Origin of the sequence: Streptomyces malaysiensis subsp. samsunensis (assembly GCF_024519315.1) — a bacterium.
GTDB classification, from domain to species: domain Bacteria; phylum Actinomycetota; class Actinomycetes; order Streptomycetales; family Streptomycetaceae; genus Streptomyces; species Streptomyces malaysiensis.
In genome coordinates, this window is sequence record NZ_JANIIC010000053.1 from 36355 (window position 1) to 49727 (window position 13373).

Below are 13373 nucleotides of genomic sequence, written 5' to 3' on the forward strand. Positions count from 1 at the left end.
CTGCGGACGCGTTCGGAGGTGGTGCGAAGCCGGTGAAGTCGTGGGCGGCCCCGGTGGCTCTACGCGTCAGACTGCCACCTATGCCCGCCGCATCGGGGGCGATCCACCGAGTTATGCATATATCCGTCGCCCAAAGCGGTGAACTCTGCTACGGAAAACCGGATTTGGAAGGCACACTGGGCCACTGGTGCGACACGCACTGTGGGTGACGCGGCGCCAAGGGGAAAGGCGGGAGGGAGAACTCATGCGATACGGCCCGGCGGTGCGCCGCCGCAAGCTCGGCGCGGAGCTTCGCCGCCAGCGCGATCTGGCCGGGCTCACCAGTGGTGAGGTCGCCCGGCGGCTGGGCTGGCACCAGTCGAAGGTGAGCCGGATCGAGACCGGCCGGAGCGGGGCCAAACCCTCGGACGTGGCACGGCTGCTGGAGGTCTACGAGGTCGCGGACCCCGAGCTGCGCGCGCTGCTGGAGGCGCTGTGCCGGGGCGGCGCCTCGGATCCGGAGGGGTCACGGCGCGGCTGGTGGTACGCGTACCGCGATCTGCTGCCGCCCGCCTACCGGGACTTCATCAGCCTGGAGGCGGAGGCGTCGGACGCGTGCACGCTGGAGACCACGGTGGTGCCGGGTCTGTTGCAAACCCCGGACTACGCACGGGCGGTGACCCTCGCGGCGCTTCCGGATCTGCCGCGGCCTCAGGTGGACTCGCTGGTGGAGGTGCGGATCGCGCGCCAGTCTGTGCTGCACGGCGAGCGGCCGCTGCGGCTGCACGCGGTGCTGGACGAGGCGGCGCTGCGGCGCGAGGTGGGCGGACCCGGGGTGATGACGACGCAATTGCGCCATCTGGCCGAACTTTGCGCATTGCCTCAGGTGCGACTTCAGGTACTGCCATTCTCTATCGGAATGCCGATTGGTATGACAGGTCCTTTCATTATTTTCTCTTTTCCGCACATTAGTGACCTGGACGTGGTAGTTCTCGACCACCTGACGAGTAGCCTCTATCTGGAGCGGAAAGAAGACCTCCGGGCGTACAGCGCCGCGTTCGAAGTACTGCGGTCCCGCGCCCTGACACCTGAGGAATCGTTGTCCTTCATCAACAAAATCGGGGGCGGCGCCTGAGGGGGCACCATGTCCAGTATGTCCGCCAACTCCGTCGAATGGCTGCGCAGCAGCTACAGCGTCGGAATGAACAACTGCGTCGAGACGGCCCTGCTGGGGTCCGACCGGCTCGGCGTGCGCGATTCGAAGAACACGGCGGGCCCCGTCCTGCTGTTCACCCCGTCGACCTGGGTCTCCTTCCTCGAGGGACTCAAGGGCGACGGCCCCGGCTCCGGCGTCTTGCGCTCAACCGGAACCGGAAGCTGATCCGTCAGTGAACTAACTCTTCCGCCGGTGAGCGGCTGGTCCGCTCACCCTCCCGTCAGAGAGCCATCAGGCGGTCGGCGCGGTCCTCACGATCACGTCGACCGCCATCTCGATCTGCTCCTCCGTCAGGTCCCCGCGCGCGGTCAGCCGCAGCCGGGAGATGCCGTCCGGGACGGACGGCGGACGGAAGCACCCCACCATCAGCCCGGCCGCGCGGCAGTCCGCGGCCCAGCGCACCGCTTGCTCCGGCGACGGGGCCCGCACCGACACCACCGACGCGTCCGGCCGCACCGCGGCCAGCCCGGCGGCGGTCAGCCGTCCGTACAGCCCCATGGCGACCGTACGGACACGGGCGGCGCGCTCGGGCTCCCGGCGCAGCAGCCGCAGGCTCGCCAGGGCGGCGGCCACGGCCGCCGGGTTGAGCCCGGTGTCGAAGATGAACGTCCGTGCGGTGTTCACCAGATGCTCGATGACCCGGGCGGGCCCCAGCACCACCCCGCCCTGGCTGCCCAGCGACTTGGAGAGGGTGGCCGTGACCACCACGTCCGGCGCGCCCGCGAGCCCGGCCTCGTGCACCGCGCCGCGCCCGCCCTCGCCGAGCACCCCCAGGCCATGCGCCTCGTCCACCACCAGCGCCGCGCCGTGCGCACGGCAGGCCGTGGCGAACGCGGCCAGCGGGGCGACGTCACCGTCCACGGAGAAGACCGCGTCGCTGACGGCGAGGGCGCGCCGGTGCGCCGGGCCCGCTCCGGTCCCGCCGCCTGTCTCCTCCCCCGCGTCGCCCGCGGCCGCGCCCAGCGCCTTGCGTACGGCCTCGGGGTCGGAGTGCGGAACGACGGCGACCTCGGCGCGGGAGAGCCGGCAGCCGTCGATGAGCGAGGCGTGATTGCCCGCGTCGGAGACGACCAGCGCGTCCCGGCCGCTGAGCGCGGAGACGGCGGCCAGATTGGCGACGTAGCCGGAGGAGAACACCAGGGCCGCCTCGAATCCGCAGAAGTCCGCCAGTTCCCGCTCCAGCGTGGCGTGCAGTTCGGTCGAGCCGGTCACCAGGCGCGATCCGGTCGACCCGGCGCCCCAGCGGTGCGCCGCCCCGGCCGCGGCGGCCGTCACCTCCGGGTGCCGGGCCAGCCCCAGATAGTCATTGCTCGCCAGATCGAGCAGCGGGGAGTCGGCGGGCCGGGGGCTGAGCCGGCGCACCAGCCCGTCCCGGTCGCGCCGCTCCCGCTGTGCGTCGATCCATGCGAACGCGTCGTCCGGGCGGTCCTGGGGCATCGGCTGCCTCGCCTTCCGTGGCCTCGTCCTGGGCACCGACTGTCGGGTCCGGATAGAACGTAGCCCCCTCCATGCCCGGTCATGGTGTGGCAATACACACACCCCGATCAGCGCGTCTTGTACGGTCTCTCCTTGGCCGCGGGCGGTGGGGTAGGAAAGGATCGTCGCCATGGACCTGCTGAACACGCTGGTGGAGAAGGGGTTGCGGCGCGAGACGCCGACCCGCGAAGAGGCGCTCGCCGTCCTGGCGACCTCCGATGACGAGGTGCTCGATGTGGTGGCCGCGGCCGGCAAGGTGCGCCGCGCCTGGTTCGGGCGGCGGGTGAAGCTCAACTATCTGGTGAACCTCAAATCGGGGCTGTGCCCCGAGGACTGCTCCTACTGCTCGCAGCGGCTGGGCTCGAAGTCCGAGATCCTCAAGTACACCTGGCTCAAGCCGGAGCAGGCGGCGGCCGCGGCGGGCGCCGGGGTCGCGGGCGGCGCCAAGCGGGTGTGCCTGGTGGCCAGCGGACGCGGCCCCACCGACCGGGATGTGGAGCGGGTCTCCCAGACCATCGCCGCCATCAAGGAGGAGCACCAGGACGTCGAGATCTGCGCCTGTCTGGGGCTGCTGTCCCAGGGCCAGGCGGAGCGGCTGAAGGACGCGGGCGCGAACGCGTACAACCACAACCTCAACACCTCCGAGGCGACGTACGGCGACATCACCACCACCCACACCTACGCCGACCGGGTCTCGACCGTGCAGCAGGCCCAGGCGGCGGGGATGTCCGCCTGCTCCGGGCTGATCGCGGGCATGGGCGAATCGGACGCGGACCTGGTGGACGTGGTCTTCTCGCTGCGCGAGCTGGACCCGGACTCGGTGCCGGTCAACTTCCTCATCCCGATCGAGGGCACCCCGCTGGCCGGGGACTGGAACCTCACCCCGCAGCGCTGTCTGCGGATCCTGGCCATGGTGCGGTTCGTCTGCCCGGACGTCGAGGTGCGGCTCGCGGGCGGCCGCGAGATCCATCTGCGCTCGCTCCAGCCGCTCGCCCTGCACCTGGCGAACTCGATCTTCCTCGGCGACTATCTGACCACCGAGGGCCAGGCGGGCAAGGACGATCTGGCGATGATCGCCGACGCGGGCTTCGAGGTGGAGGGCGCCGACACCACGACGCTGCCCGCGCACCGCGCGGACGCAGCTGCCGCCGCGGGGGCCGGCTGCGGCGGCCACGGCGGGGAGGGCGGTGGCTGCGGCCCGTGCGGTGACGCGGCGCCCGCCGACGCCGTACCCGCCCAGGCCACGGCCGCCGCACCGGGCGCCGGCCCGGTGGCGTCGGAGCGGTCCCACGCGGACCTGGTCGCGGTGCGCCGCCGCGGCGCGGGCACGGATCTGCCGCCCAATGCCTGAGCCGCTGACCCCGGCCGAGCTGCGGGCGCTGGACCGGCAGCACGTCTGGCATCCGTACGGCCCGATGCCCGGCCGCCAGGACCCGCTGGTCGTGGAGTCGGCGGCCGGGGTCCGGCTGCGGCTGGCCGAGCCGGTGGAGGGCGTCCGCGAGCTGGTGGACGGGATGTCGTCGTGGTGGTCCGCCATCCACGGCTACAACCACCCGGCGCTCAACGACGCCGCGCGCGGTCAGCTGGACCGGATGAGCCATGTGATGTTCGGCGGGCTCACCCATGAGCCCGCCGTCCGGCTGGCCACCCGTCTGGTGGAGATCACTCCGGAGCCGCTGCGCCATGTGTTCCTGGCCGACTCCGGTTCGGTGTCGGTCGAGGTCGCGGTCAAGATGTGCCTCCAGTACTGGCGCTCCCTCGGCCGCCCCGCCAAGCGGCGGTTGCTGACCTGGCGCGGCGGCTACCACGGCGACACCTGGCAGCCGATGGCGGTGTGCGACCCGGACGGCGGAATGCACCGGCTGTGGTCCGGTGTGCTGCCCGAGCAGATCTTCGCCGACGCGCCGCCGCCCGGTTTCGACGCGGCGCCCGACCCGGCGTACGAGGCGCATGTCCGTGAGCTGGTGGGCCGTCACGCCCATGAGCTGGCCGCGGTGATCGTGGAACCGGTGGTCCAGGGCGCGGGCGGGATGCGCTTCCACTCCCCCGCGCTGCTGCGGGTGCTGCGCGAGGCGTGCGACGAGCACGATGTGCTGCTGGTGTTCGACGAGATCGCCACCGGCTTCGGCCGCTCGGGCACGCTCTTCGCGGCCGAGCACGCGGGGGTGTGCCCCGATGTGATGTGTCTGGGCAAGGCGCTGACCGGGGGTTATCTGACGCTGGCCGCCACGCTGTGCACCCCGCGGGTGGCGGAGGGCATCTCGCGCGGCGAGGTGCCGGTGCTCGCCCACGGCCCGACCTTCATGGGCAATCCGCTGGCGACGGCCGTCGCGGGCGCCTCGATCGATCTGCTGCTCTCCTACGACTGGCGGCAGGAGGTCAAGCGGATCGAGACCGGGCTGCGGGACGGTCTCGCGGAGGCGGCCACCATGCCGGGCGTCCGGGAGGTACGGGTGCTCGGCGCGATCGGCGTCGTCCAGCTGGAGCGTCCGCTGGACGACGCGGCGATGGCGGCGGCGACACGGGCCGCGGTGCGCGAGGGCGTGTGGCTGCGCCCGTTCCGCGATCTGCTGTACACCATGCCGCCGTACATCACCGGCGACCACGATCTGGCCCGGATCTGCGCGGCGGTACGGGCGGCCGCGGCCGCGGCCGTCTGACCCGCCCGCCCCGCTCGCGGTCGGTCCTTCCCTCGGACCGACCGCACGCCGGGGCGAGACCGGGGCGGACCGGGACGATCCGGGGCCGTTCGAGGGCGGACCGGGGCAGTCCGAGGCCGGTCCGGAGCAGCCCGGGGGCACGAACGAAAGCGAAAGGCAACGGAAACGAAGATGGCAATACTGGTCGTCACCGGTACGGGCACCGAAATCGGAAAGACCGTCAGCACGGCGGCCGTCGCCGCCGCGGCGCTCGCACGCGGCCGCTCGGTGGCGATGCTCAAACCCGCCCAGACCGGTGTCGCGGAGGGCGAACCGGGTGACGCCGCGGAGGTGGCCCGGCTCGCCGGGTCGGTGACCCTGCTCGAACTCGCCCGCTACCCCGAACCGCTGGCCCCCGCCACGGCCGCCCGCCGCGCCGGACGGCCGCCGGTGCGGCCGCACGAGGTGGCGGAGGCGGCCGAGAAGCTGGCCACCGAGCACGATCTGGTGCTGGTCGAGGGCGCGGGCGGGCTGCTCGTACGGTTCGACGAGACGGGGGCGACGCTCGCCGACGCGGCCCGGCTGCTCGGCGCGCCCGTCCTGGTCGTGGCCCACGCGGGCCTCGGCACGCTCAACGTGACCACGCTGACCACCGAGGCGCTGCGCGCCCGCGGGCTGGAGTGCCCCGGCGTCGTCATCGGCAGCTGGCCCGCCGCCGCGGATCTCGCCTCCCGCTGCAATGTGGCCGATCTGCCGGAATCGTCCGGCGTCCCGCTGCTGGGCGCCGTCCCCGAGGGCGCCCCGGCCCTTCCGCCGGCCGACTTCCGCGCCCAGGCACCCGATTGGCTGGCGCCCCGGCTGGACGGCACCTGGGAGGCGGCGCGGCAGGCCGCGTAGCGGCACCCCCCGTCTGGGCAGAATCCCGGTACCGGTCCATCGTCCGTATCCGGGACAAGGGGGAGTTCCCATGCCCGTACGCCGTCGCACGGCGCCGCGTGACGCCGTCCACCACCCGCTCTTCGCCCGCTGTTACGCCAGAATGGGCCCGCTCGCCGATGAGCGGGCCGGGGTGGGCGAGCTCCGCGGTGAGCTGCTGGCCGGGCTCTCCGGCCGGGTCCTCGAGATCGGCGCGGGCAGCGGGCTGAACTTCCCCCACTACCCCGAAACCGTCTCCGAGGTCGTCGCCATCGAACCCGAGCGCCATCTGCGGCGGCTGGCCACCCGGGCGGGGCTGCGCGCCGGGGTGCCGGTGGACGTGGTGCCGGGCGTCGCCGAGGCGCTGCCGGTCAAGAGCGAGGGGTTCGACGCGGCGGTGGCCTGTCTGGTGCTGTGCTCGGTGCGCGATGTGCGGCGCGCGCTCGCCGAGCTGCTGCGGGTGCTGCGGCCCGGCGGTGAGCTGCGCTTCCTCGAGCACGGCCGCGCCGAGGGCCGGGTCCTGGCGACGACCCAGCGGGCGCTGGACCGCACGGTGTGGCCGCTGTTGTTCGGCGGCTGCCATACGGCGCGCGACGTGCGCGCGGAGATCGCGGCCGCGGGCTTCGAGCCGCTCGGCCACCGCCGGCTGCGCGTCCCCGACCGGGGCCTGACGCTGCCGACGTCCCCCTGTGTGCTGGGCGCGGCCCGCCGCCCGTCATCGCCGTCCGGTCCGTAACCGGATTCCGGCATCGGGTTCCCATCCGCCCGCGTCCGTGGGAGGGCGCTCCGGCGGCCGGGTCCCTACCATCGAGGGCACGACGTTCCGATACGGGGAGGCATCGTGTCCACACCGACGGCGACGAAGACGGACGGATTCGCGGACGGCGGCGCCCGTGCGGCGGCCCGGGCCCGGTCCCTGACCAAGGCGTACGGCAGCGGTGAGACCGCCGTGCTCGCGCTGGACGCGGTGGACGTGGAGATCGAACGGGGCAGGTTCACCGCCGTGATGGGCCCGTCCGGATCCGGCAAGTCCACTCTGATGCACTGTCTGGCGGGCCTCGACACGGTCTCGTCGGGCCGGGCCTGGCTGGGCGACACCGAGATCACCGGTCTGGGCGACAAGGAGCTGACCCGGATCCGCCGTGACCGGATCGGCTTTATGTTCCAGTCGTTCAATCTGCTGCCCACGCTCAACGCGGCCGAGAACATCACCCTGCCCATGGACATCGCGGGCCATAGGCCCGATCCGGAGTGGCTGGACCGGGTCATCGACACCCTCGGGCTGCGGGACCGGCTGCGGCACCGGCCCGCCCAGCTGTCCGGCGGGCAGCAGCAGCGGGTGGCGTGTGCCCGGGCGCTCGTCTCCCGCCCCGAGCTGATCTTCGCGGACGAGCCCACCGGCAACCTGGACTCCCGCGCGGGCCTGGAGGTGCTGCGCTTCCTGCGGGAGGCCGTCGACGAACTGGGCCAGACGGTCGTCATGGTCACCCACGACCCGAGCGCCGCAGCCCACTCCGATCTGGTGCTCTTCCTCGCCGACGGCCGGATCGTGGACCGGATGGAGCGGCCCACGGCCGAGGCGGTGCTGGAGCGGATGCATATCTTCGCGGCCGCCGCCACGCCGCCGGGGACCGACCCGGCCCCCGAGCCGCTGAACTGAGCCGGAGCCCTACGACAGCTTGGTGCCCTTCCGGCGGAGCGCTGAACGGCCCCGAACGGGGCCGAACTCCGATACGTTCGCGGTATCCGCGATCAAGGAGGGCTCATGGCAAGGCCGTTCCGTTTCGGAGTCAATCTGCTCACCCTTGAATCGGCCGGGGCATGGCGCGAGAAGTGCCGCCACGCCGAGCAGCTCGGCTATGACGTACTGCTGGTCCCCGACCACCTCGGCAACCCCGCGCCGTTCCCGGCGCTGGTCACCGCCGCCGAGGTGACCGAGCGCCCCCGGCTGGGCACCTTCGTGCTCAACGCCGGCTTCTGGAACCCCGCACTGCTCGCCCGGGAGGTGGCCACCTGCGACGCGCTCACCGACGGCCGGCTGGAGCTCGGCCTGGGCGCCGGCTATGTCAAGGCCGAGCATGACAGCGCCGGGCTGCCCTTCGGTTCACCACGGGAGCGGGTGGACCATCTGACACATACCGTGACCGAGTTGGAGCGTCTGCTGACCGATTCCGAGCACCGGCCGCGGCCCGTTCAGTCGCCGCGCCCACCGCTGCTGCTCGGCGGCAACGGCGACCGGATGCTGCGGCTGGCCGCGCGCCACGCCGACATCGCGGCCTTCACCGGGGCGGTGCAGGCTCCGGGCAAACCGCAGGGCGCCCTCCAGCTGATCAGCCCCGAGGCGCTGGAGGGCCGGACCGCCGCCTTCCGCGGCTTCGCCGCCGAAGCGGGGAAGGCGCAGGCGGCCGATGGGGCCGGGGAGGCCATCGAGCTGAACTACCTCATCCAGATGGTCGGGCCCACCGACGACCGGCGCGCCAAGGTGCGTGAGCTGGCCGCCTACGCACCGGACCTCACCGAGGACGAGCTGCTGGAGCACCCCGCGCTGCTGCTGGGCGACGCCAAGGAGATGGCGGAGCAGCTGCGGGCCCACCGCGAGCGGTTCGGCTTCTCGTACATCACCGTGCTGGAGCACAACATGGCGGCGCTCGGCCCGGTGATCGAGGAGCTGCACGGCAGCTGACCCGGCGGAATTCCATCGACGCCGCGGTCCGCCCGATGATGGGATGCGGCAATGGACGACCTTCGGATACGGACCGCGGCCCCCGCCGACCTCGACACCGTGCTCGCCTTCTGGGAGGAGGCGGCGGAGGGCACCAGCATCAGCGACGACCAGGACGGGGTGGCCCGGCTGCTCGACCGCGACCCGGAGTCGCTGCTGCTGGCCGAGCGGGACGGGGAACTGGCCGGAACCGTGATCGCCGGTTTCGACGGCTGGCGCTGCCATCTGTACCGGCTGGCCGTCCACCCCGGACACCGCCGCCGGGGCGTGGCGACGGCCCTTCTGGCGGCGGCCGAGGAGCGGTTCACGGCCCTGGGCGGACGGCGCGGGGACGCGATGGTACTCAACGAGAACGAGCCCGCCCACCGTGCGTGGGGCGCGGCGGGCTATGCGCGCCAGCCGCAGTGGAGCCGCTGGGTCAAGCCGCTGCGACCCTGACGCCCGCGAGGGTCCCGGGGCCGCGCCCCCGACGCACGCAGCCGTCCCCGGGCCGCGCTCCTGACGTCCGCGGCCGTCCCGGGCGCGGCCGCGCGGGGCCTTTTAGCATGGGACGGAGGTGAACCGATGATCGAAGTCCTCCTCCTGGCCGTGGCGCTCCTGCTGGCGGTGGCCTGTGGCGCCTTCGTCGCCGCGGAGTTCTCGCTGACCACGGTCGAGCGCAGCGAGCTGGAGCTGGCGGCCGGGCGCGGGGAGCGCGGTGCGGCCGGGGCGCTGAAGGCCGTACGGAGCCTCACCTACCAGCTCTCCGGCGCCCAGCTCGGCATCACCGTCACCAACCTGGTCGTGGGCATGCTCGCCGAGCCGTCCGTCGCGGCCCTGCTGGCCGGGCCGCTCACCGCCATCGGCGTACCCCCCTCGGCCGTCCATTCGGCCGCGCTGGTGCTCGGCACCTTCCTGTCGACGGTCGTGCTGATGGTCGTCGGCGAGCTGGTGCCCAAGAACTGGGCGATCTCCCGGCCGCTGCCGGTCGCCAAGGCCGTCGCCACCCCGCAGCGCGTCTTCAGCTCCGTCTTCCGCCCGCTGATCAGCCATCTCAACAACACCGCCAACCGCACCGTGCGCCGGATGGGCCTGGAGCCCGCCGAGGAGCTGGCCTCCGCGCGCGGTCCGCAGGAGCTGATCGCCCTCGCCCGCCACTCCGCCAAGGAGGGCGCGCTGGCGAAGGACACCGCCGAACTGTTCGTCCGCACCCTCAACCTCGCCGAGCTCACCGCGCAGAACGTGATGACCCCGAGGGTGCGGGTGGTGGCGCTGGACGTACGGGCCACCGCCGAGGACGTCGCCAACGCGACCCGCGCCACCGGGCTGTCCCGCTTCCCCGTCTACGAGGGCAGCTTGGACAGCGTCGCCGGCCTCGTCCACATCAAGGACGTCCTGGCGGTCCCCGCCGAGGAGCGGCCCCGCCGCCCGGTGTCCGATGTGATGCGCGAAGCGGTGTTCGTCCCGGAGCCGCTCACCGTGGACCGGCTGCTGGACCGGATCTCGGCCCAGCGCAGCATGGCCGTGGTCATCGACGAGTACGGCGGCACGGCCGGGGTGGTCACCCTGGAGGACATCGTCGAGGAGGTGGTCGGCGAGGTCCGCGACGAGCACGATCCGCAGGAGACCCCCCATCTGATCCCGATGGGCCGGGACGCCGAGGGCCATACGCTGTACGACGCGGACGGCGCGGCCCGTATCGATCAGCTGAAGCGCATCGGGCTGCGGGTGCCCCCGGGCCCGTACGAGACCCTGGCCGGGCTGATCGCCGCCGAGCTGGGCCGGATCCCGACCGTCGGCGACACCGTCGAGCCGGCGGGCTGGTCCGTGGAGGTGCGGAAGGTGATCAGCCACCGGGCGGCCCGGGTACGGCTGCGGGCGCCGCTGCCCGGTGCGGGCGGCGAAGGGGGCGACGGTGACGGCGGGGTGCACGGCGCCGAGGGGGCGGCGGGCCGATGACCGTTCTCCAGCTGCTGATCGGCCTGCTGACGCTGGTCCTCAACGCCTTCTTCGTGGGGGCGGAGTTCGCCCTGATCTCGGTCCGCCGCAGCCAGATCGAACCGCGTGCCCAGCAGGGCGACCGGCGGGCGCGGTCCGTGCTGTGGGCTCTGGAGCACCTCTCCGCGCTGCTGGCCGCGGCCCAGCTCGGGATCACGCTGTGCACGCTGGTGCTGGGCGCCGTCGCGGAACCGGCCATCGCGCATCTGCTGGAGCCCTTCTTCCATCTGGTGGGCCTGCCGCTGGGTCTTGTGCACCCGATCTCGTTCGTGATCGCGCTGTCCCTGGCCACGTATCTGCACATGCTCTTCGGCGAGATGGTGCCGAAGAACGTGGCGCTGGCCGAGCCGGTGCGCACCGTGCTGCTGATCGGCCCGCCCCTGGTCGCCCTCGCCCGCGCCCTGCGCCCGGTGATCTTCGGCGTGAACGCCCTGGCGAACGGGTTGCTGAAGCTGTTGCGCGTGGAGCCCAAGGGCGAGGTCGCGGCGACCTTCTCCGATGCCGAGCTGGCCCGGATCGTCTCGGACTCCAGCGAGGCCGGACTGCTGGACGACCGCGCCACCGAGCGGCTACGGGACGCCCTGGAGCTGGGCCGACGGCGGGTGCGGGATGTGGTGCTGCCCATGGACCGGGTGGTCAGGGCGCGGCTCGGGGTGACCCCGGATGAGCTGGAGCGGCTGGCGGCGCGGACCGGCTTCTCACGGTTCCCGGTGGTCGACGACTCCGGGCGGATCATGGGCTATCTGCATGTGAAGGACGCGCTGGACGCCCGGCCCCGGGATGTGCCGTTCCGCCCCGATCAGCTGCGGCCGATCCCCCGGGTGCGGTCCCATACGCCGCTGGACGACGTGCTCAGCGCGATGCGCGACAGCCGCACCCACCTCGCGGCCGTCATCGCCGCGGACGGCCGGCTGGAGGGGCTGGTGACCATGGAGGACGTACTGCGCGAGCTGGTCGCCTGACCGCTCCCGCCCGCGCCCGGTCACTCCTCGGTGCGTCTGGACTCATGGGCGATGATGCACGCCTGCCAGTGGGCCAGCGCCTCATCCCGTCCGCCGCCACCCTCCTCCGCCACCGCCACCAGCGCATGGGCGGCCATCGCGGCGAGCCGCACCGCGACCCGGCACACATCGCGCGTCTCCAGCGGCTCCAGGAGGGCGGCGGCGCCCTCCCCGTCGTCGGCGAGCGCGGCGGCGACGATGGCCATGGTCGTACGGTCGCATTCGAAGGCATCCACGCCGACCAGACTGCCCCGCCGCGCCCCGCGTGGAACCCGCTGCGGTCCAAGCGGTCGAACCGGGGCCCCGGCCGGACGGCCGGGCGATCCCCGTCGGCGCGAGCCCAGCGGGCGGGACTCAGCGGCGGGGACCGGGGCCGGGCGGGGCGGCCATGGGGTCGTAGCGGAAGACCACGTGTTCCACCCGTCCGATGACCTTGGTGCGGTTCGTCCGCCGGTACAGCTCCGGTGGCCGGAAGATGTTGTCGTCGAAGATGTCCGCGCCGGGCTCCACATTCCAGCTGGCGGTCGTCCCGTTCCGCGCTCCGCCCTCGAAGTAGATGTGGGTCATCGCCATGCGGCTCATCATGCTCGTGCTGGGCGGTCCACGCAGCCCGCACACCGGGATAAGATCGCCCAAGCCATGCAGACGAACATCACCTACAGCAGCTTTGTCGCGATCGGCGACTCCTTCACCGAGGGCATGTCGGACGAGCTTCCCGACGGCACCTACCGGGGCTGGGCGGATCTCCTCGCCGGCCGGCTCGCGGCCCGCGACCCCGGCTTCCGCTACGCCAACCTCGCGGTCCGCGGCAAGCTCATCGGACAGATCGTCGAGGAGCAGACGGGCCCGGCGGCGGCCATGGGCGCCGATCTGGTGACCCTGGTCGGCGGGCTGAACGATGTACTGCGGCCGAAGTGCGATGTGGGCCGGGTGTGCGAACTGCTGGGCGAGGCCGCCGAGCGGCTGGCGCCCACCTGCAAGCGGCTGGTGCTGATGCGCAGCCCGGGGCGTCGCGGACCGGTGTTCGAGCGATTCCTGCCACGGATAGAGCAGCTGTTCTCGTTCATCGACGAGCTGGGCGCGCGGCATGACGCGACCGTCGTGGACGTGTACGCCTCCGAGCCCGTCGGGGACCCCCGTATGTGGGCCGAGGACCGGCTGCATCTGAACGCCGAGGGACACCGGCGGGTCGCCGAGGCCGTCTGGCAGGCGCTGGGGTACGAGCCGGAGGAGGACTGGAACGCGCCCCTGCCGCCCGCGGTGCCCGTCGGGTGGCTGTCCCGCCGCACCTCGGATGTGCGGTTCGCCCGCCAGCACCTCGGGCCGTGGATCGGCAGGCGGCTGACCGGCCGCTCCTCGGGCGACGGCCGCCCGCCCAAGCGCGCCGAGCTGCTGCCGTACGAGGGCTGATCCGCAAGGCCCCGCGCCCCGGACCTTTCCGCACGGTC

15 protein-coding genes are annotated in these 13373 nt (G+C 72.9%); 12 read left to right on the plus strand and 3 right to left on the minus strand.

The window, feature by feature from the left end:
• Positions 1 to 244 precede the first annotated feature (244 nt).
• Together NQU54_RS35235 and NQU54_RS35240 are read left to right on the plus strand one after the other, a co-directional pair.
• Positions 245 to 1114 (plus strand): helix-turn-helix domain-containing protein, encoded by an 870-nt coding sequence (locus NQU54_RS35235; RefSeq protein WP_257634571.1) that lies wholly within the window; start codon positions 245 to 247, stop codon positions 1112 to 1114.
• An 18-nt stretch (positions 1115 to 1132) separates the two neighbouring features.
• Positions 1133 to 1360: a DUF397 domain-containing protein gene (locus NQU54_RS35240; protein ID WP_372506149.1), complete on the plus strand. Its 228-nt coding sequence runs from the start codon at positions 1133 to 1135 to the stop codon at positions 1358 to 1360.
• A gap of 66 nt (positions 1361 to 1426) precedes the next feature.
• Here NQU54_RS35240 and NQU54_RS35245 read toward each other — a convergent pair whose 3' ends face one another.
• A complete protein-coding gene (locus NQU54_RS35245; RefSeq protein ID WP_257634573.1) occupies positions 1427 to 2632 on the minus strand; it encodes an 8-amino-7-oxononanoate synthase in 1206 nt (401 codons plus the stop codon).
• 169 nt (positions 2633 to 2801) lie between these two features.
• On the opposite strand from NQU54_RS35245, the gene bioB reads away from it, so the two are divergent.
• From bioB to NQU54_RS35290, 9 genes are all read left to right on the plus strand, one after another.
• A complete protein-coding gene (gene bioB / locus NQU54_RS35250) occupies positions 2802 to 4022 on the plus strand; it encodes a biotin synthase BioB (RefSeq protein ID WP_099015721.1) in 1221 nt (406 codons plus the stop codon).
• Entirely contained in the window at positions 4015 to 5331 is a 1317-nt protein-coding gene (locus NQU54_RS35255; protein ID WP_257634574.1) for an adenosylmethionine--8-amino-7-oxononanoate transaminase, read from the plus strand. Before bioB ends, NQU54_RS35255 begins: the two co-directional genes overlap by 8 nt.
• Before the next feature lie 171 nt (positions 5332 to 5502).
• On the plus strand, positions 5503 to 6207 hold the full coding sequence (gene bioD / locus NQU54_RS35260) for a dethiobiotin synthase (RefSeq protein ID WP_079259826.1): 705 nt from the start codon (positions 5503 to 5505) through the stop codon (positions 6205 to 6207).
• 70 nt (positions 6208 to 6277) lie between these two features.
• Entirely contained in the window at positions 6278 to 6961 is a 684-nt protein-coding gene (locus tag NQU54_RS35265) for a class I SAM-dependent methyltransferase (protein ID WP_257634575.1), read from the plus strand.
• A gap of 105 nt (positions 6962 to 7066) precedes the next feature.
• Positions 7067 to 7885 carry an ABC transporter ATP-binding protein gene (locus tag NQU54_RS35270; RefSeq protein ID WP_257634576.1) on the plus strand — a complete coding sequence of 273 codons (819 nt, stop codon included), beginning with the start codon at positions 7067 to 7069 and terminating at the stop codon, positions 7883 to 7885.
• A 105-nt stretch (positions 7886 to 7990) separates the two neighbouring features.
• Complete coding sequence (locus NQU54_RS35275) at positions 7991 to 8908, plus strand: LLM class F420-dependent oxidoreductase (protein WP_257634577.1); 918 nt, start codon at positions 7991 to 7993, stop codon at positions 8906 to 8908.
• A gap of 51 nt (positions 8909 to 8959) precedes the next feature.
• The gene (locus NQU54_RS35280; RefSeq protein ID WP_257634578.1) at positions 8960 to 9385 is read left to right on the plus strand and encodes a GNAT family N-acetyltransferase; all 426 of its coding nucleotides are present in this window, start codon (positions 8960 to 8962) and stop codon (positions 9383 to 9385) included.
• 126 nt (positions 9386 to 9511) lie between these two features.
• Entirely contained in the window at positions 9512 to 10885 is a 1374-nt protein-coding gene (locus tag NQU54_RS35285) for a hemolysin family protein (protein WP_257634579.1), read from the plus strand.
• Entirely contained in the window at positions 10882 to 11886 is a 1005-nt protein-coding gene (locus NQU54_RS35290; RefSeq protein ID WP_069867343.1) for a hemolysin family protein, read from the plus strand. The genes NQU54_RS35285 and NQU54_RS35290 overlap by 4 nt, the downstream gene beginning before the upstream one ends.
• 20 nt (positions 11887 to 11906) lie before the next feature.
• Here the strand turns inward: NQU54_RS35290 and NQU54_RS35295 are convergent, their stop codons facing one another.
• Positions 11907 to 12161: a hypothetical protein gene (locus NQU54_RS35295; RefSeq protein WP_372506150.1), complete on the minus strand. Its 255-nt coding sequence runs from the start codon at positions 12159 to 12161 to the stop codon at positions 11907 to 11909.
• Positions 12162 to 12279: 118 nt separating this feature from the next.
• The gene (locus NQU54_RS35300) at positions 12280 to 12498 is read right to left on the minus strand and encodes a hypothetical protein (RefSeq protein ID WP_257634580.1); all 219 of its coding nucleotides are present in this window, start codon (positions 12496 to 12498) and stop codon (positions 12280 to 12282) included.
• 66 nt (positions 12499 to 12564) lie between these two features.
• Here NQU54_RS35300 and NQU54_RS35305 point away from each other — a divergent pair, with 66 nt between their 5' ends.
• Positions 12565 to 13335 carry an SGNH/GDSL hydrolase family protein gene (locus NQU54_RS35305; RefSeq protein WP_069867345.1) on the plus strand — a complete coding sequence of 257 codons (771 nt, stop codon included), beginning with the start codon at positions 12565 to 12567 and terminating at the stop codon, positions 13333 to 13335.
• The last annotated feature ends 38 nt before the right edge of the window (positions 13336 to 13373 follow it).

Excerpts from the sequence above, each read along its gene's own strand:
- NQU54_RS35255 (WP_257634574.1), top strand. The coding sequence starts at position 4,015 with ATGCCTGAGCCGCTGACCCCGGCCGAGCTGCGGGCGCTGGACCGGCAG.
- NQU54_RS35265 (WP_257634575.1), top strand. The coding sequence starts at position 6,278 with ATGCCCGTACGCCGTCGCACGGCGCCGCGTGACGCCGTCCACCACCCG.
- NQU54_RS35305 (WP_069867345.1), top strand. The coding sequence starts at position 12,565 with ATGCAGACGAACATCACCTACAGCAGCTTTGTCGCGATCGGCGACTCC.
- NQU54_RS35300 (WP_257634580.1), bottom strand. The coding sequence starts at position 12,498 with ATGGCGATGACCCACATCTACTTCGAGGGCGGAGCGCGGAACGGGACG.
- NQU54_RS35245 (WP_257634573.1), bottom strand. The coding sequence starts at position 2,632 with ATGCCCCAGGACCGCCCGGACGACGCGTTCGCATGGATCGACGCACAG.
- NQU54_RS35240 (WP_372506149.1), top strand. The coding sequence starts at position 1,133 with ATGTCCGCCAACTCCGTCGAATGGCTGCGCAGCAGCTACAGCGTCGGA.
- NQU54_RS35290 (WP_069867343.1), top strand. The coding sequence starts at position 10,882 with ATGACCGTTCTCCAGCTGCTGATCGGCCTGCTGACGCTGGTCCTCAAC.
- NQU54_RS35275 (WP_257634577.1), top strand. The coding sequence starts at position 7,991 with ATGGCAAGGCCGTTCCGTTTCGGAGTCAATCTGCTCACCCTTGAATCG.
- NQU54_RS35235 (WP_257634571.1), top strand. The coding sequence starts at position 245 with ATGCGATACGGCCCGGCGGTGCGCCGCCGCAAGCTCGGCGCGGAGCTT.
- NQU54_RS35285 (WP_257634579.1), top strand. The coding sequence starts at position 9,512 with ATGATCGAAGTCCTCCTCCTGGCCGTGGCGCTCCTGCTGGCGGTGGCC.
- bioB (WP_099015721.1), top strand. The coding sequence starts at position 2,802 with ATGGACCTGCTGAACACGCTGGTGGAGAAGGGGTTGCGGCGCGAGACG.
- NQU54_RS35280 (WP_257634578.1), top strand. The coding sequence starts at position 8,960 with ATGGACGACCTTCGGATACGGACCGCGGCCCCCGCCGACCTCGACACC.
- bioD (WP_079259826.1), top strand. The coding sequence starts at position 5,503 with ATGGCAATACTGGTCGTCACCGGTACGGGCACCGAAATCGGAAAGACC.